The sequence below is a fragment of the Streptomyces sp. NPDC048442 genome (assembly GCF_040651475.1).
In the GTDB taxonomy this organism is placed as follows: Bacteria; Actinomycetota; Actinomycetes; order Streptomycetales; family Streptomycetaceae; genus Streptomyces.
The window spans coordinates 318775-339707 of record NZ_JBEZKB010000006.1; the positions used below are offsets into that span (position 1 = coordinate 318775).

Consider the following 20933-nt stretch of genomic DNA (forward strand, 5'->3'; position numbering starts at 1 on the left):
CTTAACCCATCAGTCACAGAGCGTTCGTGATCACGCAACACCGTTCGGCAAGAGTGCTGCCATGACCCACACGACTGGAATCAAGAATTCGGGCACCAAGGCCGGCGGCCGCCGTCACCACTGGCGCCGCGACCTCGTCGAGCTCGCCGCGCTCTTCACGGCGGTGGCGGTCGCCGACTCGATCGCGAACATGATCGTGCACGGCCCCGAGGGGCCCGTACTGCTCATCGCCTCGGCGGTGGCTCTCGCCGCCACCGCCGGGTTCCACACCTGGTGGGCACGACGGCACAGTCACGCGCCCCCGCCGCCGACCACCTCCGATACCGCCGGTCCCGCCAGTACCGCCCGTACCGCCGATCACGCACCGGCCCCGGCCCCGGCGGCCGACGAGGTGCGGGAGACCTCGCTGTGGCGGATGCGGACCACCGTGCAGGACGAGCCCGGCTCGCTGGCCGCGCTGTGCACCGTGCTCGCCCGGCTGCACGTGGACATCCTGACCCTCCAGACGCACCCGCTGGGCGACAGCACGGTGGACGAACTCCTGCTCCGCAGCCCCGCCGGCCTCCAGGCGCGGGACCTCTCCCGCGAGGTCGCGGCGATCGGCGCCCGGGACACCTGGCTGGAGCGGGCTGACGCGCACGACCTGGTCGACGCCCCCACCCGGGTGCTCGGCCTGGCCACCCGGACCGCACTCGACGCGGCCGAACTGCCTCTCGCGCTGCGGCAGTTGCTCGGCCGGTGCACGATTCACTCGCTGCCCGCCACCACCCTGACCGGGCGGCCGACCGGGCAGAGCACCCCGGTGGAGGGCGTACTGGAAGGGACCGTGATGCGGCTGGGGGATCCGTCGGGCGGGTCGATCACCGTGGAGCGACCGTATCTGCCGTTCACCCCGACCGAGTTCGCGCGGGCGCGGGCGCTGGTGGAGCTGGACGCCCGGCTCGGCCCCCGGGTACCGCGCAGCCAGGACGTGCTCACGCTGCCCGAGGGCAACACGATCACCGTGCGCAGGGCCGGGCCCGACGACATCGAGGCGGCGCTCGCCATGCACGAGCGCTGCTCCGAGCGGACCCTCAACCTCCGTTACCACGGGCCGGTCGGCGACGCCGACCGCTACCTCAACCACCTGCTGAGCCCGCGCTACGGCCGCACCCTCGCCGTGCAGACCGCGTCCGGCCGGCTCGTCGCCCTCGGCCACCTGCTGTGGGACGGCGACGAGACCGAGGTCGCACTGCTCGTGGAGGACGACTGGCAGCGGCGCGGCATCGGCTCCATGCTGCTGTCGCGGCTGGTGTCGATGGCGGAGGAGGCCGACTGCGGCAGCGTCTACGCGGTGACCCAGGCGTCCAACACCGGGATGGTCGCCGCGATGCGCGGTCTTGAACTGCCCCTCGACTATCAGATCGAGGAGGGCACGCTCGTCGTCACCGCCCGGCTCAGCGCGCAGCAGGCTCCGGTACAGCTGCCGGTTCCGCTCCACGAGGCGACTCCGTACGGACAGCAGGCCGACCGGAACTGACCAAGCCTGTGCCGGGGTTGGCCCCTCCGGCCGCGGCGAGGGCCTCGCACAGGTCGCGCCACAGGTCCTCGACGTCCTCCAGACCGACCGACATCCGCAGCAGCCGGTCGCTGACACCGGCCGACCTGCGGTCTCCCTCGGCCACGATGCGGTGGCTGATGGAGGCCGGGTGCTGGATCAGCGTGTCGACGCTGCCGAGGCTGACGGCCGGGGTGATGAGCCGCACGCCGCCGATGACGGCGTGCGGGTCTCCGTACACCTCGAAGGCGACCATCGCACCGCCGAGGCGCGGGTAGTGGACGCGGGCCACGCGCGGATCGGCGGCCAGGCGGCGGGCCAGTTCGGCGGCGTTGGCCGAGGCGGCACGCATGCGTACCGGCAGCGTGGAGAGGCCGCGCAGCAGCAGGTATCCGGCCAGCGGATGGAGCACTCCGCCGGTCGCGAACCGCACTTGGCGCAGAGCGCGCGCGAACTCCTCGTCGCAGGCCACCACCCCGGCCAGCACGTCGCCGTGCCCGCCCAGGTACTTGGTCGCGCTGTGCAGCACCAGCCGCGCCCCGTGTTCGGCGGGCCGCTGGAGGACCGGTGTCGCGAAAGTGCTGTCGACGAGCAGCGGCACCGATCCGCAGGCGTCCGCGACGGCGGCAATGTCGATCTCCGCGAGGGTGGGGTTGGCCGGGGTCTCGACCATGACGAGCCCGGTGTCCGGGCGTGTCGCCGCCGCGATGCCCGCCGGGTCGCTCCGGTCGACCCAGGTGACCTCGGTGCCCAGCAGCCCGGCGCCCAGCAGGTGGTCGCTGCACCCGTAGAGCGGGCGCACCGCCACCACGTGCCGCAGGCCCATGGACGACCGTACGAGAAGGACGGCGGTCAGCGCCGCCATGCCGCTGGCGAACGCGACGGCGCTGTCGGTGCCTTCGAGCTGTGCGAGGGCGTCCTCGAAGCGGGCGGTGGTCGGGTTGTCCAGGCGGGCGTAGACGGGCGGGCCGTCCAGGCGGGCGCCGGTGGCGGCGAATTCGTCGATGCGTGCGGCCTCGGCGCGGCTGTCGTACGAGGGGTACGTCGTCGACAGGTCCAGCGGGACCGCGTGCACGCCCAGCGCGGCGAGGTCTTCGCGGCCTGCGTGCACGGCGTGGGTGGCGAGGGCCCGGGGTACGGGCGCGGTGTCGGTGCTCATGGGGGCAGTCTGAACATCCGGCGGGCCGTGCGGGAAAAACCCCGTGCTACGTTCGACAGATGGCTGATTCTGTCGCGCTGGATCCGGTCGACCTTCACATTCTGCGGCTGTTGCAGAACGACGCCCGGACGACGTACCGCGAGCTGGCCGCCGAGGTCGGCGTCGCACCCTCCACCTGCCTGGACCGGGTGGGCAGGCTGCGCCGCTCCGGGGTGATCCTCGGGCACCAGCTGCGGCTCGATCCGGCCAAGCTCGGGCGCGGCCTCGAAGCGCTGCTCTCCGTACAGGTGCGGCCGCACCGGCGGGAACTGATCGGCCCGTTCGTGGAGCGGATCACGGCATTGCCGGAGTCCCGGGCGCTGTTCCACCTCACCGGGCCGGACGACTACCTGGTGCAGGTGGCGGTGGCGGACACGGCCGACCTCCAGCGCCTCGTACTGGACGAGTTCACGTCGCGGCCCGAAGTGGCCAGGGTGGAGACGCGGCTGATCTTCCAGCAGTGGGACTGCGGGCCGCTGCTGCCCCCGGCCGCGCCGCCGGGAAGCGGCCGGCAGGTCTCCGAATACGGGCGCCAAGTCTCCGAGCAGGGGCGGCAGGTCTCCGACCACGGCCGACAGGTCTCCGAGCAGGGCCGACAGGTCTCCGAGCCAGGACGCTAGTGACGCGGGGTGCCTTTCCGTACGAGGATGTCCGCATGTCAGACACCAGCATCCCCCTGCCCCGTCAGGTCGCCGACGCGTACGTCGACGCCCTGGTCACCCTCGAACCCATCATGGGCACCCTCCTCGGGGTGAAGGAGAGCGCCCGTTCGCTCCCCGACTACTCCCCCGAGGGCCGTCAGGCCGTCGCCGAACTCGCCCGCCACACCCTCGCCGTGCTGGACGAGTCGGAGCGGCAGCCGGGCGCGCGAACCGATGCCGAGCGGCGCTGCGGGCGGCTGCTGCGCGAGCGGCTGACCGCCGAACTCGCGGTGCACGCGGCGCAGGAGGACCTGCGCGCCGTCAGCAATATCCACGCCCCCGCGCACAGCGTGCGCGAGGTCTTCGCGCTCGCCCCGACGGAAACCCTCGACGACTGGGCGGACGTCGCGGAGCGGCTGCGCGGTGTCCCCGCCGCCCTCGACGGCTATCGGAAGTCGCTCGAACTCGGCCTAGAGAAGGGCCTGTTGGGCGGTCCGCGGCCGACCGCGACGTTCATCGAGCAGCTCACCGAGTGGGCGGGCGAGAAGCAGGGCTGGTTCGATGAGTTCGCGGCCGGCGGCCCTGACGCGCTGCGCGCGGAGCTGGACGCGGCGGGCCGCGACGCCACCGCGGCGGTCGTGGCACTGCGCGACTGGATGCGCGACGTGTACGCCCCTGCCGTCAAGGACGCGCCCGAGGCCGTGGGCCGCGAGCGGTACGCACGGTGGTCGCGCGCGTTCAACGGCACCGACCTCGACCTGGACGAGGCGTACGCGTACGGCTGGGCGGAGTACCACCGGCTGCTCGGCGAGATGAAGGCGGAGGCCGAGAAGATCCTGCCCGGGGCTGCCACCCCGTGGGAGGCGCTGGCCTGGCTGGACGAGCACGGCACCCACATCGAGGGCGTCGAGGAGGTCCGCGTCTGGCTCCAGTCCGTGATGGACGAGGCGATCGAGGCCCTCGACGGCACCCACTTCGAACTCGCCGAGCGGGTCCGCAAGGTGGAGTCCCGCATCGCCCCGCCCGGCGGCGCGGCAGCCCCGTACTACACGAATCCCTCCGAGGACTTCTCCCGCCCCGGCATCACCTGGCTGCCGACGATGGGCGAGACCCGTTTCCCGGTGTACGACCTGCTGTCGACCTGGTACCACGAGGGCGTGCCCGGCCACCACCTGCAGCTCGCGCAGTGGACGCACGTCGCCGACCAGCTGTCGCGCTACCAGGCGTCGGTGGGCATCGTCAGCGCCAACGCGGAGGGCTGGGCGCTGTACGCGGAGCGGCTGATGGACGAGCTGGGCTTCCTGCCGGACGCCGAGCGGCGGATCGGCTACCTGGACGCGCAGATGATGCGCTCGACGCGGATCATCGTCGACATCGGCATGCACCTGGGCCTGGAGATCCCGGCGGACTCCCCGTTCCACCCGGGCGAGCGGTGGACGGTGGAGCTGGCGGAGGAGTTCTTCGGCATGCACAGCGGCCGTCCGGCGGACTTCGTGGAGAGTGAGATCACCCGCTACCTGTCCATGCCGGGCCAGGCCATCGGCTACAAGCTGGGCGAGCGGGCCTGGCTCCTCGGCCGGGAGAACGCCCGCGCCGCGCACGGCGATTCCTTCGACCTGAAGGCGTGGCACATGGCGGCGCTCTCGCAGGGGTCGCTGGGCCTCGACGACCTGGTGGACGAGCTTTCGAAGCTCTGACCTGCGGGTGACCACGGGGGCGGCCGGCAACCGGCCGCCCTTCTTCTTCAAGACCTTCAGGGTCTTCAGGTCCTTCCAGAGCTTCAGGCCCTCAGGCCCTCAGACCCTCAGGCCCTCAACGGGGAGACCATGAACGCGAGTTGGCTGCTGTGCTCCGATCCGCTGCGCGGCCGCCGCCCCGACCCGGCGTTCGCCGGGGATGCGGCAGCTGTGCACGGCGCGGGCGGGGCGGTGGCGCTCCTCGATCACGACGCCCTGCTCGCCGGTGACGTCCCGGCGGCGCTGGCGCGGGTGCCGCGCGACTCGGGACCGTACTGGTACCGGGGGTGGATGATCCCGGTGTCCCGGTACGAGGAGCTGGCGCGCGGCATGCGCGAGCGCGGCTGCGACCTGCTGACCGACCCGGGTGCGTACCGCCGGGCGCATGAACTGCCGGGCTGGTACGAGGTGTTCGCCGAGCTCACTCCGCGCAGCGTCTGGCGTGAGCTGCCGCCCGGGAGCCCGCCCGCCGCTGCCGATCTGGCCGTACTCGCCGCCCCGCTGGGGTCCGGTCCCGCCGTGGTGAAGGACTACGTGAAGTCCCGCAAGCACGAGTGGCACGAGGCCTGCTTCGTGCCCGAACTCGGCGACACGGCAGCCCTGTCGGCCGTGGTGGGCCGCTTCTTCGCGCTCCAGGAGGGCACCCTCGCGGGAGGTCTCGTGGTGCGGACGTACGAGCACTTCGTGTCTGGCGGTGAGGCCCGGGTGTGGTGGGTGGACGGGGAGGCCGTACTGGTCTCCGCGCATCCGGACGCACCCGGGCAGCTGCCGGAGCCCGACCTCACGGCGGTGGGTCCCGCCGTGCGGGAGCTCGGCTGCCGGTGGGTGACGACCGATCTCGCGCTGCGCGACGACGGGGTGTGGCGGGTCGTGGAGGTGGGCGACGGGCAAGTCAGCGGGCTGCCTGAGGGAGCGGACGCCGCACCCCTCTTCGCGTCGCTGGCCCAAACGGACGACCCCGGCACCACCGGTACCGCGCGTCGGTGACCCGTCTCGTTCCGCGCTCTTCCCGCTCAGCAGCCGCAGTTCTCCGCGCCGACCGGTGCCGTCAGCGGGTCCGCCTCGCGGGTCTCGCGGGCCTCCCAGGTCTCGAACTCGAAGCCTTCCCTGATCCAGTACTCCATGCCGCCGAGCATCTCCTTGACCTGGTAGCCGAGTTGGGCGAGGGCGAGGGCCGCGCGGGTGGCGCCGTTGCAGCCGGGGCCCCAGCAGTACGTGACGACCGGAACGCGTCTGTCGAGGAGGCGTTCGGCCTGCTCGGGGATGAGGGCGGTCGGCAGGTGGACGGCGCCGGGGACGTGGCCCTGGTTCCAGGATTCGGTGGAGCGCGAGTCGATCACCACGAAGCCGGGGTCCTCGCCGGAGGCGAGCGCGGCGGCGACGTCGGAGACGTCCGCGTGGAAGGCGAGGCTGGCACCGAAGTACGCGGCGGCGGCTGCGGGGGACGCGGGCGGGACCCGCAGGACGGAGTTGACGGCGGGGGCCTGGGGCTGCGTGGCGAGGGCCTGAGCGGCAGGAGCCTGGGGCTGCGAAGCGGTGTGGGTCATGGCCTGAAATCTACGTTCGATGATCATCCGGCTGAAGTGAATTCCCCCTGAGCTTCTCTTGATCTGCCGGTGATTCCCCTGTTGTCTGTCCCCATGACCGGATATTCACCGGACGCCACGGACTGGCGCATTCTGGAAGCCCTGCAGCGTGAGGGGCGGGCCTCGTTCGCCGAGCTGGCGCGGACCGTCTCGATGTCGTCGAGCGCGGTGACCGAGCGGGTCCGCAGGCTGGAGGAGGCGGGCGTGATCTCCGGGTACTCCGCCGTGGTCGAGCCGGAGCGGCTCGGCATCCCCATTCTGGCGTTCGTACGGCTGCGGTATCCGCACGGCAACTACAAGCCGTTCCACGACCTGCTCGACGCGACGCCCGAGGTCCTGGAGGCGCACCACGTGACGGGCGACGACTGCTTCGTGCTGAAGGTCGCCGCGCGGTCGATGCAGCACCTGGAGGAGGTGGCGGGGCGGATCGGGGCGCTCGGGTCGGTGACGACCAGCGTCGTGTACTCGTCGCCGTTGCCACGCCGCGCGATCGGCCACTGAGCGGCCGCCCCTGCGCCTGCGGACGGCGGGCCTACAGGTGGTGGTGGACCGCAGAGCCGTCGCGCTGTTTGACGACTTCGAGCCGGGTGCCAATCCGCTGCCGCAGGTCGGAGACATGGCCGCGATAGACACTGCGGCCCCCGGCGCTGAGATCACCACTGTGGTCAACTCCCAGGGCAACGGTGACCACACCTGGGGCAACCAGTTGATACCGGACGCCGAGTTCATCACCTCGGTTTCGTCCGGTGCCAATCTGTGTCACGAGATGAGCCCCGTGCAGCTCACCGCACTGAGCCAGTCACCGCCGACGACGCCCGTTGCCGCCTACGCGGCTGAGCACTTCGGGATGGTCGGCTTCGCCGGCCTGGGGCTGGGCCACAGCCACGGCGACGTCGCCGTGCACGTCCCCGACGATGGCGTGGTCTTCGCCGGGGACGCTCTCTTCAACGGCGCCCACATGGTGGTGTGGTCCCCGTCCCTACGCGCCTGCATCACCGCATGCGACACCCTTCTGGACACGGGGGCCGCGGTCTTCGTCCCCGGACACGGGAAAATCACCGACCGGTCCGGGGTCACGGCCATCCGTGATCTGCTGGCCCGTACCTTCGACGCGTCCGCCGCGCTCGCCACCGCCGGGATGGACCTGCACGAAGCTACCCGCCACGGTGCAGGCAGCTCATGGTGGGACCCTCACCCACCCCGAGCGGCTGTTCACTGCCGTGGCCGCCGCCTACCAGGACGCAGGAGTCGGGGGCGCCCCCCGCAGGGACGCTTCCGCTTGTCGAAGGCATGGCCGCGCTGGCCGCCGTCCCCTCGGGTGGGCACGGCTGAGGAAAGGCAGCGGCCCAGGCGACGCCGCCCTTTCTCACCACACCCACAACTCGCAACGCAGTGATGCCGGTTGGCCCGACGAGGTCTACGGGCACCCCACAGCGATCCGGACCCTGTTTGTGGAACTCAAAACGAACACAGGACTCATCCGGCCCGCGCAACGCAACTGGCTCAAGCACCTCGCCGGCTGCGGCTTCGAGGTCGCCCTGTGGCGGCCCCGCGACCTCGGCCTGATCGTCAACACCCTCGCCCCCGGCGGACCCCGCGCCCAGCTCCCCGACAACCTCTGAACCGAGAGATCACCATGACCGGCAGCGAAAGCACCACCCACAGCACGCCCCCGGGCTCCATGTGGTGCTCCAGCTGCGACAGCTGGTTCAAAATCGTCACCAACACCTGCCACTGCAACAACCGTTGACATCGATGCCCCACCTGCTTTCGCACACCGGGCACGGCCAGGACCTCAGCACCGACGAGGCCCTGGCCGCAATCGCAGACCTCGCGAACTTCCTGTGCGAACACCTCACCAACCACCAATGGCGCACAGCGGACCGCATCCGCCACCTCGCCGAGACCGCCAGCACCTCGAACGGAGCCTCCTGATGCACGTACGGTTCGACACCCTGCCCGCCCCGCACCGCAGCCAGACCGCACAGGCGTTGCGTGAATGCCCCGGCTCCTGGGCGCACGTGGATACCCACGACAACATCAACCGGGCGTCCAACCAGTCCCACCGCATCCGTACCGGCAAACTTGCCGCGTTCCGGCCAGCGGGGACCTTCGAGGCGAAGGCGCACAGCACCCGCGCGGGAACCGCACAGGTCCCTGCTACACCATTCCCACCGGAGAATCTGCAAGTCCCACACCGTGACAGGTGCGCATGTACCTACACCAACCACACTCAGAGTGCTGCGCTCGGATAATCGCCTGGCGCATAAAAATTTGCCACGCGAGACCAGAAAGCACACTAATAAGAGAAATAGCTACACCGAACTCCTCAATCACCCAGTGATCTGAACATAAAATCCCGAGCCAGCGAAGAACAACACTGAACCCAAAGAAGATCGAGAGAAGAGAGTTACTGCGGTTGAACTCGTGTTGTCGTAGGTGCTGACAGTCCTTGATCCTCACGGCATGCCGTTGTCATGAGGTACGCGCAGGGTGGTGGGCTGACAGGTGAGCGTCGGGAGTTCCGCGAGGGCGTCCGTCTGTTGGCGGCCGAGCGGTTCGCCCGGGATGAGGCGAGTTCGGCGATCGCCAAGGATCTGCGTGTCAGCGTCCGGTCGGTGCAGCGATGGCGCCGCATCTGATCCAAGGGAGGTCCTCGTGCGCTGTGTTCGCCCGGCTCCGCCTCGTTGCCGCGGTTTAGTGAAGCCCAGTTCGCTGCCCTGGAGGCGGAGTTGGCCCGGGGCCTGTGGCGCATGGGTGGACGGATCAGCGGTGGACCCTGCTTCGGGTCAAAACCGTGATCGGTCAGCGCTTCCACAAGAGCTACACAGTCCAGGGGGTGCGCAAGCTGCTGATCCGGCACGGGTTCTCCTGCCAGGTCCCGGCCAGACGGGCCATCGAGCGGGACGACGATGCGGTGACCGGCTGGGTGAAGGAGACCTGACCCCAGGCGGAAGCACCACGGCGGCGCTCGATGCCTGGATCCTCTTCGAGGACGAGGCCGGGTTCTCGATGACGCCGCCGATCTCCCGCACCTGGGCCAGGCGCGGATGCACCCCTGTCGTCCGGGTGCGGGGACGCTCACGGAGGCGTGTCTCGATTGCAGCCCTGACCTGCTACAAACCGGGTGAGCGGTCCCGATTGACCTACCGGCCGAGACGGGACGACGGCCGGCGCGACGGGCGCAAAAGCTTCAGCTGGCGCGACTACCGCGGCTTGCTCCAGGCCGCTCACCAGCAACTGGGCGGCCCGATCGTGCTCATCTGGGACAATCTCAATGTCCATCTGGCCGCCGGGATACGGCAGTTCATTGACGTCCGGGACTGGTTGACCGTCTACCAGTTGCCCTCATACGCCCCGGACCTGAATCCGGTGGAGGGCGCCTGGTCCCTGTTGCGGCGCGGCTGGCTGAGCAACACCGCGCTTGCCACACCTGAGCACCTCATCCAGACCGTCCGGCACGGCCTGCACGTCATCCAGTACCGCAGCGACCTCATCGACGGATTCCTCACCGGGACCGGCCTCACCCTCACCGCAACGACTCCACGAGTTCAACCGCAGTCCGTCGAACGATGAGGGCTGGAAGTTCCAGCTCCAGTACCAGGGGGCCATGGGCCAGCACACGCTGGCCGAGGCTCTGACCATGTGGGCGAAGCGGTGGGGTGCCCCGATGACGAAGACGGGAGTCTGACCATGGAGGAGACCAACCGGCTTGCCCCGCCGCAGATGGTGGAGGGCGATCCGCGAATGCTGACGCTGCTGGACGTGAACGCGCGGTTCCTGCCGCATGAGCAGTTCCGGCAGCTTGTGGCGAACATGGAGCGTGACGGGCACCTGACTTCTACGCCGCTGGTGTGGAACGACCGCGAGTCGGGGCGGCTGGTGGTCCTGTCGGGGAATCACCGCGTGCTCGCTGCGATCGAGGCCGGCCTGCCGACGATCTGGTGGATGCAGATAGACGAGCCGCTGGCCCGTCAGCGGCAGATCGCGCTCCAGCTGTCGCACAACGCGATTGCAGGTCAGGACGATCCGGCGATCCTGAAGGAGCTGTACGACGAGCTGGAGAACGTGGAGTGGCGGCAGTACACGGGCCTGGACGACAGAGTCCTGGATCTGCTGAAGAAGGTCGACGTCGCCTCCTTGGGCGAGGCGAACCTCGACTTCGCCAGCGTGCAGTTCATGTTCCTGCCCGATGAGCTGGAGCGGGCCGAGGCCGCGTTCGACGCGGCGCGGTCGGCGGCGACAGCGGACGAGCGGTGGGTGGCGGGGCTGAAGCAGTACGAGCCGGTGCTCGATGCGCTGGAGACGTCCCGGGCCGCGTACAAGATCGGGAACAGTGCGACGGCGCTCGGCGTGATCCTGGCGGTGTTCGAGCGGCACTTGTCCGAGCTTGCCGAGGGTTGGTTCGACGCGGCCACAGGGGCGGCGATCCGGAAGGGCATGGCCCCGTTGGAGACGGTGTTCGGTGTACGGGACATCCCAGTGGAGACCGCGGCCGCGGTGAGGGCGGCGGTCGACCGGCTCGTGCGTGAGGGCAGGGTGCCGGGGAACGAGCCGTGGCGGGCGCTGGACGTGCTTGTGAGTGGAGAGTCATACGTAGGGACAGGTGTGGTTATCACCTGACGGCGAGCAGCTCCGAACGTCACTCGTTCGTGGGCATGCTGCTGTTGGCCTGCTCGGTGGTGGTGACCGGAGTGCGGCTTTTCGCCGAAACCAGGCCACCCACCATTCCGAACGGACGAATCGTCCCACCGGTCACGGCCCTACCGGGGCTCTTCAGCAAGATTGCGTTACGAGCTCGCGACTTGCTAAACCAAGAATCAATCAAAGACTACGCACTTCCGGAACTATGAGGAAAACTTTGAAGAACTCGATCCAGCTTTTCGTATGCGCCGTCGAACCAGGATTCATCCATGGAAACGGTCACTGTTACGGTGGTCAACGACATTGATAGGTCTTTAATTGTGATGTGCGCGCGGTCTTCTGGAACGTCCCTCTCGATGTACACCCATGGGAATGGCCCGTCGTCGTGCCACTCGACATGCTGACCAGCGTCGAGCGAATCAAGTGCCGCCTGCCAGGCCTCTACATGTTCCGTAAATAGCACGATGCTAATACTCCCTCGAACGAAGGGTGTAATGAGGATGATCTCACCAATCAGTGAATAGTCTGGTGCACCCACTTGAGCGATCTTCTTCACTCTGTCAATTCGTAGAGAGACGCTATTTTCCTCCCCTTCCAGGCGGAACAGTTCCATTGAATCAGCGGTCACTAGAATTCCTTTCAGGTTGACGATCTAAATAATAATTTCTGAAACTCTCGCGCAGCACGCTAGTTTGGGAATCCCCGAGAGGGTCGGGCCGGCCGGAGGAGATTGCAGCTCCGGCCGACCCTAGCGCGGTAAGTTGACGCGACACCCTAAATTTCAGCAGAGCTGAACTCTACCTCGTACCCTGTGCGGTCCGAAACTATTCTAGTTGTGGACTTCGCTTGGAACCCAAGTTTCCCCTTCCCCGCTATTGCTCTTCCAGTACATCCAGACCCCAATGGGCCGTATGGACGTTATGTCGTAATGGGGAATGGCTGTATAGAATATACGACCACTCCTCTGTAGCTCTGTTGCCGCAGAACGCTCGAATGTCGCCATTGCACCCTGGTTTGCGGAAATGCTGGTCGGCACGATGTTTTTCCGCTCATGTGTCCCGCCGAACCTCCTGGCGAGCAGATGCGACCTATTCATTCCCTTTCCTTGGACGTAGCCCACCGGGGTCTGGGCAGCCGTATCATTTTGCTTCTTAGCTGAGGAGGAATGGAGGCACCCCCAGGCTCCAGTAGCTCGCCCTTTGTCGTCAGGATTGTTGTAGAAGATGGTAGTTGTCGCCGACCTATCGGACAGGCAGTCCTTGCTCTGCGTATCGTAGTCAAGGTCCCAAGACTGCGGTTGTGGGCTACTGCCTCCCAGGAGCCCAAGTCCTCCGACGATGACGCCCAACCATCCGGGAATTTTTCCTCCCGTCGGCCTGGACATAACCCCTGGTGGAGCGGTCGACGGCGGCAGCACACGAAGCGAAGGTGCTACTGGTGGTGCCAGGAAGGCTTGCGACGGGGAACCACCACACTTCACGAGAGCCAACGGGCAGCTCGGCGATTCCTTCTTCGCGAGGTTGCTTTCTGCCTTCCAGCCAGTGTTGGTTTTTGTGCAGCTCATCCCTGCATCGGCGCACTCGATGGGCTTATGCCCGTCAAGTTCGACCAAGTTGATTGGGTTACCACCTGTGAACGCGTACCGGTTTCCTGTTACGGGGTCGTTACCGAGTCCCATATCGTCGAGGGCACCGTTGTACATGTCCCGGCTGGTGAACCGGTTCAGTCCCGGGCTGTAGTCGCGGAAGCCCATGTCGTACGTACCCGAAGCCGCGTCCCACCGCTTGGAGTTGAAGCGGTAGAGGTTGTAGGCGTCCTTCGTCGGGTTCGTCGCCGAGGGCTTGTCAATGCCGGTGAAATCGGACGTGTCGTCGGATCCGTAGGCGGTGTAGCCGTACGTGGCCTTCGCGTTGCCGTCCACGCCGGTCAGGGTTTCGACGTCGGTGTGGCTGTTGTAGCCGTAGTACGACTCGTCCGTCTTGCCGTCAGCGGCGTGCTTGATCTGGGAGAGGCGTTCGCCCCAGGGGCTGTACTGGTAGGAAGCCGTGAGTTTGCTGGCGACTTCCTCGGTGAGGACCTCGCTCGACATGCCCAGGTAGTTGTACTCGGTCTTCTTCCCGCCCTCGGTCTTGGAGGTGGTGCGGTCGAGCGGGTCGAAGGCGTATGTCGTGGACTTCAGGGCACCGGTGGCGTCGGCCTTGTCGTGCTTGACGACGTGGTCGAATCCGTCGTAGGTGTTCTTCTCGACGACCTGTGTGCCGGCCTTGACGGAGTCCTGGCGGCCGAAGGGGTCGTAGATGTGGTCTGCGACCGCCGTGCCGACGGTGGTCTTCAGCAGGCGGTTGCGGTCGTAGCCGAAGGTGGTCGTCTTGCCCTTGACCGTCTGGGAGATGACGTTGGCGTTGTCGTCGTGAACGTACGTCTCGACGCCTGCGCCGTTGCCTGTCTTGTCCGCCTTGGCGAGGCGGTCGGCCGGGTCGTAGGTGTACTGGGTGGTGGAGGACAGGAGCTTCGTCGCATCGTCGGCGTTGCGCTTCTGGGCGACGTCCTGTGCCTTGTTGCCGTTGGCGTCGTAGGCGTAGGTGTGGCTGGAGATGAGGGTGTTGTCGGGCTTCTTCTCCGTCTGGGTGCGCAGGGCACCGTCGAGGTAGTAGTCGTAGCCGACGACGTTCTTGTTGCCCTTGATCTCCTGCTTCTTCTGGCCTCGGTCGGTGTAGTCGTAGGTGGAGACCTTCGCCGCCGGGTCCGTCGCCGACTTGCCGACCGTCACCGTCTTGACCAGCTCGCGCAGGTCGTAGGTGTAGGAGGAGAACTGGTCGGGGTGGGTCTGGGTCTTGGGCTGGCCATTTTCGTCGTAGGTGTAGGCGGTCTTCTTCTTCTCCTGGCCGGCCAGGGCTTCGGTGACCGTCTCGACCTGGTTGAGGCCGGTGTAGGTGACGGTGTAGGCGTCGATGCGGCGGCCTGAGGAGGTGTCGTCGACCGAGGTCAGGTTGCCGTTGACGTCGTAGGCGTAGTCGAACTTCTTCTGCTCTACGTCCGCCTCGGCGGAGTTGTCGCGGACCAGCTTCACGCTGTCCGCGGCGACCGTGCCCGCACCGGATTCGGCGAGCTTGAGAGCTTCGGTGCCTTCCTTGAAGTCGTAGTCGCCGATCTTGACCCAGCCATCGGTGTTGGTGCGCTGGTCGACTTTGACGTTCGTGGAGCCCTTGGCGTGGGAGAGGGAGTACGTCGCGGTCGGGGAGGCCCCGGCGACCTTCGGGTACTTGACGTACGCCGCGTACTTTCCGTCCTTGGGGATGTTCAGCGTCCACTGGAAGGCGTCCGTGCCCGTGCCGGGTGCGTGGACGTGGTCGCGGTTAAGGGTGCTCTTCCACTCCGGAGCGCCGGTGGCCGCCACGTTCTGCTTGTCGGTGTTGTTGACGAGCACGACCGACTGGCCGACGGGGATGCCGCCGTCCTGGAGGGTCTTGAGCTTGCCGTCGGGGAAGTGGTCCCACGTCATCGTGCGCTTGGACGAGCCGCCCGCCGAGGTGAGGGTGCGCTTCGTCTGCTGGCCGAGGTTGTCGTAGGCGTACTCCGTGAGGATGTCCCACGGGTCCTTCGCGGACTTCACCCAGCCGGTGTCGTAGTAGTCGTAGGTGGTGTCGTTACGGGTGGTCTCGCCTGAGCTCGGCGGCATGGAGACCTTCGCGACGCGGCCGACCGCGTCGTAGGTGGTCTCGGTCCAGACCTGCTTGTTGTAGCGGGCGTCCGCCGGGTCGTACGGCTGGATCTGCCGCTTGGGGCGGTTGAGTTCGTCGTACGTGGTCTCGGAAACGAAGTCGGCGTCCGTGCCCGGGGTGTTGACGCCGCGCGGCGAGATGACCTTGATCGTGTTGCCGACCTGGTCGTAGCCGAACTTCGTCTCCCGCGTCACGTCTGCCGTGTGCGGGGACTTCACGACCGCGAGCTTTCCGCGCTCGTCGAAGTCACGGATGACCTTGTTGTTCTCGGCGTCGATCGCGGCGACCGGCAGCGAGTCCTTGTCGTACTCCTGGCGGCTGGTCTTGCCCGCCGCGTCCGTGGTCGCGACGACCCGGTGGTTGAAGTCGTAGTCGGTTTTAGAGGTGAAGTCGTCGGCAGGGGTTTTGTTCTTCTTCGGGTCGATGACCTTGACGGGGTTGCCGACGCCGTCGTAGACGTAACTGACCTTGTCACCCGCTGCGTTGGTGACGTCGGTGAGCTGGTAGATCTCGTCGTAGGTGTTGGTGGTGACGTAGTCCTTGGCGTCTGCGGCCGTTGCCGTGCCCTTGGGCTCGGTCGTCGACTTCAGGTTGCCGACCTTGTCGTAGGTGTACGTCGACTTACGCTCGCCGGAGGTGGCGGTGTCCTGGGGTGCGGTGGCCGCCACGATCTGGTCGGCCTTGTCGTACTCAGCGGTCGAGACCGCGTCGTTGATCGCCGTGGACTTGGTCACGTTGTCGTTGGCGTCGTACTCCGGCGCCTTCGTCGTGAGCCTGGTGGCCGCGTCCTTCGGGATCGTCGAGACCAGCGGACGCCCGTAGGTGTCGTACGTCTGCGTGGTCTTCTTCTGGAGCGCGTCGGTGACAGAGCGGACCTGCCCGCGTTCGTCGTACTCGGTCGAGGTGATGAAGCCCTTGGCGTCCTTGGTCTTGGCCGGGTAACCGACCGGAGAGAACTCCGAGTTGACCGTCGCATGCCCGTTGGCGTCCGTCGCCGTGATGAGCTGGCCGAAGCCGTCGTAGTCGTACTTCGTGGAGTAGTCACCGGCCGTGGCCGTCGCGACGCCCTTGGGGTCGGTGACCGTCTTCAGGTTGCCGAAGGCGTCGTAGCCGAACTGCCAGGCGCGGTTCTCCGCGGAAGTCTTCTTCCACAGGTCGGCCGCGTAGCCGTCCGCCCGGGTCTGGTACTCGTAGCGCACCGAGTGGGCCGGGAACTTGCCCGGACCCGCGCACTCCTCGGCCGCGGGGATGCCCGCCTTGTTGTCCTCCGCCGACCGCTGCCAGATCGGGAAGCCCGTCTTGCGGTCGTAGCAGTAGGCGGTCTTGGCGCCGTTGTTCTCCTCAATGAGGGTGACGTTGTGATCGTCGTCCCAACTCATCTTCGTCGTCTGCGACTTGGCGTTGGTGACCGTGGTGGCCCGGTCCAGACCGTCGGTGACGTACGACGAGGAGTGGTTCTCGGCGTCGGTGACCTTGGTGGTGCGGCCACTGCCGGTCGGGGTGTACGCGAAGGTGGTCGGGCCACCGAGGCGGTCGGTGAGCGTCTTGGTCGACCACCGGTACTCGGGGTCACGGTCGTAGGCGAGGGAGGTGGCGTTGCCGCGGGGGTCGGTGACCTTGGTCAGCTTGACGTTCTTGGCGCCCTGCGCCGTGTCGTAGCCGAATTTGAAGACCTTCTCTTGCGCGGATCCCGCGCCGTCGGTGAGGCGGCCGAGGGTGCCCTGGCGGGTGTAGTGGAAGGTGACCTTGCGGCCCGAGATGTCGGTGATCGACTTCACGTGGTCGTAGATCTTCGGGTCCCACAGCACAGAGCCCGGGACCTTGTCACCGTCCGCGTCGATGTATTCGTACGTCTTGTCGCCCGGCAGCCAGTAGTCCAGCTTCAGCGAGCTACGCGCGGCCGGGTCCTTGATCTCCTTGAGGAACTTGATCCAGCGGTTGCCGGAGTCGCGGACCTCGTAGAGGTAGGTCTGGGTGTTGCCGTTCTTGTCGATGACCGTGCGCAGGTAGCCGTCGCAGTCGATGGTGAAGCGGGTGCCGTCCGGGCGGGTCATCGTCCAGGCGTCGGTCACCTCGTCCATGCCGTCGGTGCAGGTCACACCCTGCTTCGGGGTGAGGAGGTAGTGGTAGCCCGCAGACGAGCGCCAGGTGCCGTCGCCCTGCTTCTTGAAGAGGTGCTGGGTGCCGTCACCGTCGGTGATGTAGACCTCGCCCGGTGCGCTGTCCGGGTGGAAGTCCAGCATCGTGCCCAGCCGCATGGGGCCTGCGGCCTGGGCGGACCAGCCGTGGCCGAGCTGGGTGTCGGAGGTGTCCTGCGCGTTGTACGACAGGCGCAGGAACGTGTTCAGGCCGCGGCCGGGGTTGTTGAACGCGTTGTAGGACCACACTCCGTTGCCGGAACCGAGGTTGGACATGAACGTCGAGCCGGCGCCGGTGTTCTTGCCGGTGTAGGAGTGGTACTTCTCCATCCCCAGCCGGTCGGCGGTCGGGTCCTCGACCGCGACGGGCTGCTCCAGGCCGCCGATCGCGTCGGTCTTGGAGAGCCAGGTGGAGGCCTTGGCGTTGAAGACGTCCCAGATGAGGGTGTGGCCCTCGCGCCGGTTGCCTTCCACCGGAGGGGACTTGACCGTCGCCTTGACGATCGCTTCCTCGCCGGGGAGGAGGGCGGGGACATCGGTGCGCAGGTTGAGGGTGGGGGTGTCGGTCAGCTCGGTGCCGTCCGGCAGGGCCCAGCGGTAGGAGAGCTTGCGCTCACCGGCGGGCCAGGCGCTGTCGCTGGTGTTGGTGAGGGTGACGTCGACCGGGTACGTGTTGTCCTCGGTCATACGGGTCGGGGTGTGCGGCGCGTAGTACGTGTTCCACGGCGTGGAGTCCACGTAGATCACGCGGAGTTGGGGACGCAGGCGCTCCTCGGTTGCTTCGCCGGAGAGGAACATGGTGCGTTCCTGCGGGGCGGTCGTCGCCTCGTTGGCCAGCTTGATGACCGTGCCCTTGTTCTCGGCCGGCTTCTCCACCCACTTCTGGGTCAGCGAGGTGGCGTCCCAGGTGTGGCGGCCGACCTCGCTGGTGATACCGCCGACCGAGTCGGAGACGGCCGCGCCGAAGTCGCCGCCGGGCTTGGTCCAGGCGGTGGTGGCGTTCGCCTTGTTCCACGTGGCGCCCGTCTCGGCGAAGTCCCGTGACAGGGGCGCGAGTTCGTACGTTGCGCCCTTGGTGCCGGTGGTGGTCTCCGCGCCCCACAGCTGCACCTGCGACTGCAACACGGTCGCGGTGTCGGGGATGGGGTCGACGACGGGGTCGGTCGGGAACGTGAAGGCGCTGCGAGTCGTGCCGTCGGTGGCGGAGTTGTTGCCCACGCTCAGCCACGCCTGGTCGCCGCCGTCGGCGGGAAGCTTGTCCAGGTTGGCGTCCGGCTTCAGCGACGACAGGGTGGTGTCGTGCGTGGCGGGCAGGATGCGCAGGGTCCGCCCGGCCTTTGGTACGCCGACGTCGCGGATCGGGGAGCCCAGGAGCTGGCCGCCCTTGGTCTTGACCGCGATCTGGTAGTAGTGCGTGCGCCCGATCTCACTGGCACTGGCCGCCGGGGTCGGGGCGGCCGAGACGTCCTGGTACGACGTCTCGCCCTTGCCCACCGGGGCGACCAGGGTGTTGGGGCCGACCGTGAAGTTGGGCGTGGCGGAGCGGTGGATCTGGTACTCGACCAGGTCGTTCGCCACGTCACCGGAGGTGTTGGTGTACGCGGCCCAGGACAGCTTGGGGCCGTTGCCGTGCACCACGGTCGGCTCGCGCAGCTCCGTACCGATCGCACCGTAGGTCACGGTCAGGCGGGGGTAGTTGGCGGTCTCGCCGTCGTAGTTTCCATCGGCGGACTCATACCGGGGGCCGCCGATCGGGCCGGTGGCCGTCTCGTCGACCGCCTTCACGACGAAGCCGTGGTTGGCGGCCGTGCCGTCCACCCACTTCTGCACGGTGTCCTTCACCGGGAAGCGGTGCCACGTGCTGTGCTGACCCTTGGCCTTCACGACCTGGGCATCGGCAACCAGGCGGACGGAGCCGGCGAGCGTGCGCTCGTCCTCGTCACCGCTGCCGGACAGGGTCACCTTGCCGGCGGTGCCGCGCGCGAAGTCCACCGGATCACCCAGGGGCGACCAGTTCCCGGCCTTGCCGTCGCTCTGATCGAGCGTGGTCTTCGTGGTGCCCTTGCTGCCGGTCACCGTGTACGGGGCCTCGGTGGCCGCGTTCTCCAGGTCGGTGCCCGGCGTGCGGACCTCGACCCGGTATTTCCCGGACTCCGGGACCTGCGGCTGCCAGGTGTACGTCTCCCCCTTGGCCGCGCTCTTGTTGAACGCGAAGTCACCGCCCTTGGCGTCCTGCGCCTTCGGCCACTCACCCTGCGCAGCGGTGCTGCCCGCCGTACCGGGGCCGGCCTGCACCGAGGTGCCCGACACCTCGCCCACCAGGGCATTGGTGTTGGTCCAGGTCGCCGTCGACTCGTCCCACGCACCCGTCGCCCGGTACGCGGCCAGCGGCACGTCGTAGGCGTTGCTGCCGTGCACCTGGTCGAAGTACAGGCCAAGGCGCGCTGAATCGATCTTCGTCTTGGCCGGAATCTGGTCCAGCGGGAACTTCAGCAGCGAACGCGCCACGCCCGCACCGGTCTTGCCGACGGACATCTTCCACGACGCCCCGAAGTTCTCCTCCGGGGTGTCGGAAAGGACCATCGTGTCCTGCGACTGCCCCGGCTGCGGGGCCACCGTCAGTGTCGGATCAACCGTCACCGGGTACTGCCGTGCCGGGTCCGCCAGCCATGCGGCGTCCGGGGTGACGGTCAGCTTCCAGCCCTTGCCGTCCCGGGCCAGCTTCTGGGTGACCTTGTCGGTGCTGACCTGCCCGTAGGCAGACGAGGCCGACTTCTTCGCATCCGTCATGTACGGAGCCGGGATCACCAGCACCGGGTGCTTGGAAGTCTCCGAGAAGAACGCGATCGACCCGTCCTTGCGGGCCTTGGGTATCAGCCCGTCCGTGCTCAGCTTAAACGTGAACGAGAGCGGTCCGCCCGGCCGCTTCGCCAGGACGATGTTCTCCTTCACCTGCCCCGCACCGACCTGGTAGACCAAATCGGCCCCGGACTTCGGGTCCTTGTAGGTGACCGTGTCACCCTTGACCGCCGGCGCCAGCGCACCCGCCGCACCGTCGAGGCCCAGGGTGACCGACCCGCCGCCCCCGACCTCGTACCGCAGCAGCTCATTGGCCTTCTTGCCGAAGTAACTTGCCGCGGTGTTCGTGGTGTTGGTGAGCTGCTGGCCGGACGCTCGTATCGCCGTGTCGATCGGCTTCCAGGCCGTCCCCTGGCGGTAGGAGGTGGGGAACGCGGACAGCTCCGCCTCCACCCGCCCGTCCGACAACTGCCAGAACCGCGCACTCGACGTGCGCTCGCCCGTCAGCTCCTTCACCCGCTTGGCCTGCGGGGCGTTCCGCCCCTTCGCCAGACGCTCCCGGGAGGGGATCTCCAACTTCCCGCCCGCAGGCGGTTTCTGGTCCTTCGCATCCTCGTCGTCGCCCCCGAACCATCCCGAGACGGTGTCCGCGAAGCTCTTGCCGTCTCCGTCATCACCACCCCCGGGAGCGGGAGCCGCATAGGCGATCTGCGGCAACGCAGTCCCCATGACGGCCGACACGACGAGGGCGGCGATAAATCTTCGGTGCCGAATCCTCACTAGTTCAACTGCCTTTCCCCTGGCCGAATTCCACCGTGCAGGCCGAAAGCGAGCAGGGCTAAGCACTGCCGCGGGAATTTCCCGGTCAGTGATGAAGAAGTGAAAGTTCCATGCGTGGGCATGACACGACGTCAAGCACATGCGGATGTCGG

General features: G+C 67.6%; 14 protein-coding genes and 1 pseudogene. 11 read left to right on the forward strand and 4 right to left on the reverse strand.

All coding sequences use genetic code 11. From position 1 onward, the window contains the following. Positions 1-61 precede the first annotated feature (61 nt). Entirely contained in the window at positions 62-1519 is a 1458-nt protein-coding gene (locus tag AB0D18_RS12605) for a GNAT family N-acetyltransferase (protein ID WP_362415855.1), read from the forward strand. On the opposite strand, the gene AB0D18_RS12610 is transcribed toward AB0D18_RS12605, so the two are convergent. Then, positions 1437-2696 carry a PLP-dependent transferase gene (locus AB0D18_RS12610; protein ID WP_362415857.1) on the reverse strand — a complete coding sequence of 420 codons (1260 nt, stop codon included), beginning with the start codon at positions 2694-2696 and terminating at the stop codon, positions 1437-1439. The two genes, AB0D18_RS12605 and AB0D18_RS12610, sit on opposite strands and share 83 nt — an antisense overlap. Positions 2697-2755: 59 nt before the next feature. Between AB0D18_RS12610 and AB0D18_RS12615 the strand changes: the two genes are divergently transcribed. From AB0D18_RS12615 to AB0D18_RS12625, 3 genes are all read left to right on the forward strand, one after another. Continuing rightward, positions 2756-3355 (forward strand): Lrp/AsnC family transcriptional regulator, encoded by a 600-nt coding sequence (locus AB0D18_RS12615; RefSeq protein WP_362415859.1) that lies wholly within the window; start codon positions 2756-2758, stop codon positions 3353-3355. Between the two features lie 35 nt (positions 3356-3390). Then, positions 3391-5073 (forward strand): DUF885 domain-containing protein, encoded by a 1683-nt coding sequence (locus AB0D18_RS12620; protein WP_362415861.1) that lies wholly within the window; start codon positions 3391-3393, stop codon positions 5071-5073. A gap of 129 nt (positions 5074-5202) precedes the next feature. Beyond that, entirely contained in the window at positions 5203-6099 is an 897-nt protein-coding gene (locus tag AB0D18_RS12625; protein WP_362415863.1) for an ATP-grasp domain-containing protein, read from the forward strand. A 26-nt stretch (positions 6100-6125) separates the two neighbouring features. On the opposite strand, the gene AB0D18_RS12630 is transcribed toward AB0D18_RS12625, so the two are convergent. Then, a complete protein-coding gene (locus tag AB0D18_RS12630) occupies positions 6126-6659 on the reverse strand; it encodes a rhodanese-like domain-containing protein (protein ID WP_362415865.1) in 534 nt (177 codons plus the stop codon). 93 nt (positions 6660-6752) lie between these two features. On the opposite strand from AB0D18_RS12630, the gene AB0D18_RS12635 reads away from it, so the two are divergent. The 7 genes and pseudogenes from AB0D18_RS12635 to AB0D18_RS12665 all read left to right on the forward strand — a co-directional run bounded on the left by AB0D18_RS12635 (position 6753) and on the right by AB0D18_RS12665 (position 11321). Beyond that, positions 6753-7199, forward strand: coding sequence for an Lrp/AsnC family transcriptional regulator (locus AB0D18_RS12635; protein WP_362415867.1), 447 nt, complete (start codon positions 6753-6755; stop codon positions 7197-7199). 43 nt (positions 7200-7242) lie between these two features. Continuing rightward, positions 7243-8094 (forward strand): MBL fold metallo-hydrolase, encoded by an 852-nt coding sequence (locus AB0D18_RS12640; RefSeq protein WP_362415869.1) that lies wholly within the window; start codon positions 7243-7245, stop codon positions 8092-8094. After that, a complete protein-coding gene (locus tag AB0D18_RS12645) occupies positions 8027-8320 on the forward strand; it encodes a VRR-NUC domain-containing protein (RefSeq protein ID WP_362415968.1) in 294 nt (97 codons plus the stop codon). Before AB0D18_RS12640 ends, AB0D18_RS12645 begins: the two co-directional genes overlap by 68 nt. 133 nt (positions 8321-8453) lie before the next feature. After that, positions 8454-8633: a hypothetical protein gene (locus tag AB0D18_RS12650; protein WP_362415871.1), complete on the forward strand. Its 180-nt coding sequence runs from the start codon at positions 8454-8456 to the stop codon at positions 8631-8633. Between the two features lie 542 nt (positions 8634-9175). Further along, positions 9176-9714 (forward strand): annotated as a pseudogene (locus AB0D18_RS12655) (winged helix-turn-helix domain-containing protein). Continuing rightward, on the forward strand, positions 9711-10274 hold the full coding sequence (locus tag AB0D18_RS12660) for a transposase (RefSeq protein WP_362415873.1): 564 nt from the start codon (positions 9711-9713) through the stop codon (positions 10272-10274). The pseudogene AB0D18_RS12655 and the gene AB0D18_RS12660 overlap by 4 nt, the downstream one beginning before the upstream one ends. A 117-nt stretch (positions 10275-10391) precedes the next feature. Further along, positions 10392-11321 carry a ParB N-terminal domain-containing protein gene (locus AB0D18_RS12665; RefSeq protein ID WP_362415875.1) on the forward strand — a complete coding sequence of 310 codons (930 nt, stop codon included), beginning with the start codon at positions 10392-10394 and terminating at the stop codon, positions 11319-11321. Positions 11322-11529: 208 nt separating this feature from the next. On the opposite strand, the gene AB0D18_RS12670 is transcribed toward AB0D18_RS12665, so the two are convergent. Next, positions 11530-11970: a DUF5959 family protein gene (locus AB0D18_RS12670; protein ID WP_362415877.1), complete on the reverse strand. Its 441-nt coding sequence runs from the start codon at positions 11968-11970 to the stop codon at positions 11530-11532. 201 nt (positions 11971-12171) lie between these two features. Beyond that, positions 12172-20730 (reverse strand): DNRLRE domain-containing protein, encoded by an 8559-nt coding sequence (locus AB0D18_RS12675; RefSeq protein WP_362415879.1) that lies wholly within the window; start codon positions 20728-20730, stop codon positions 12172-12174. Positions 20731-20933 lie beyond the last annotated feature (203 nt).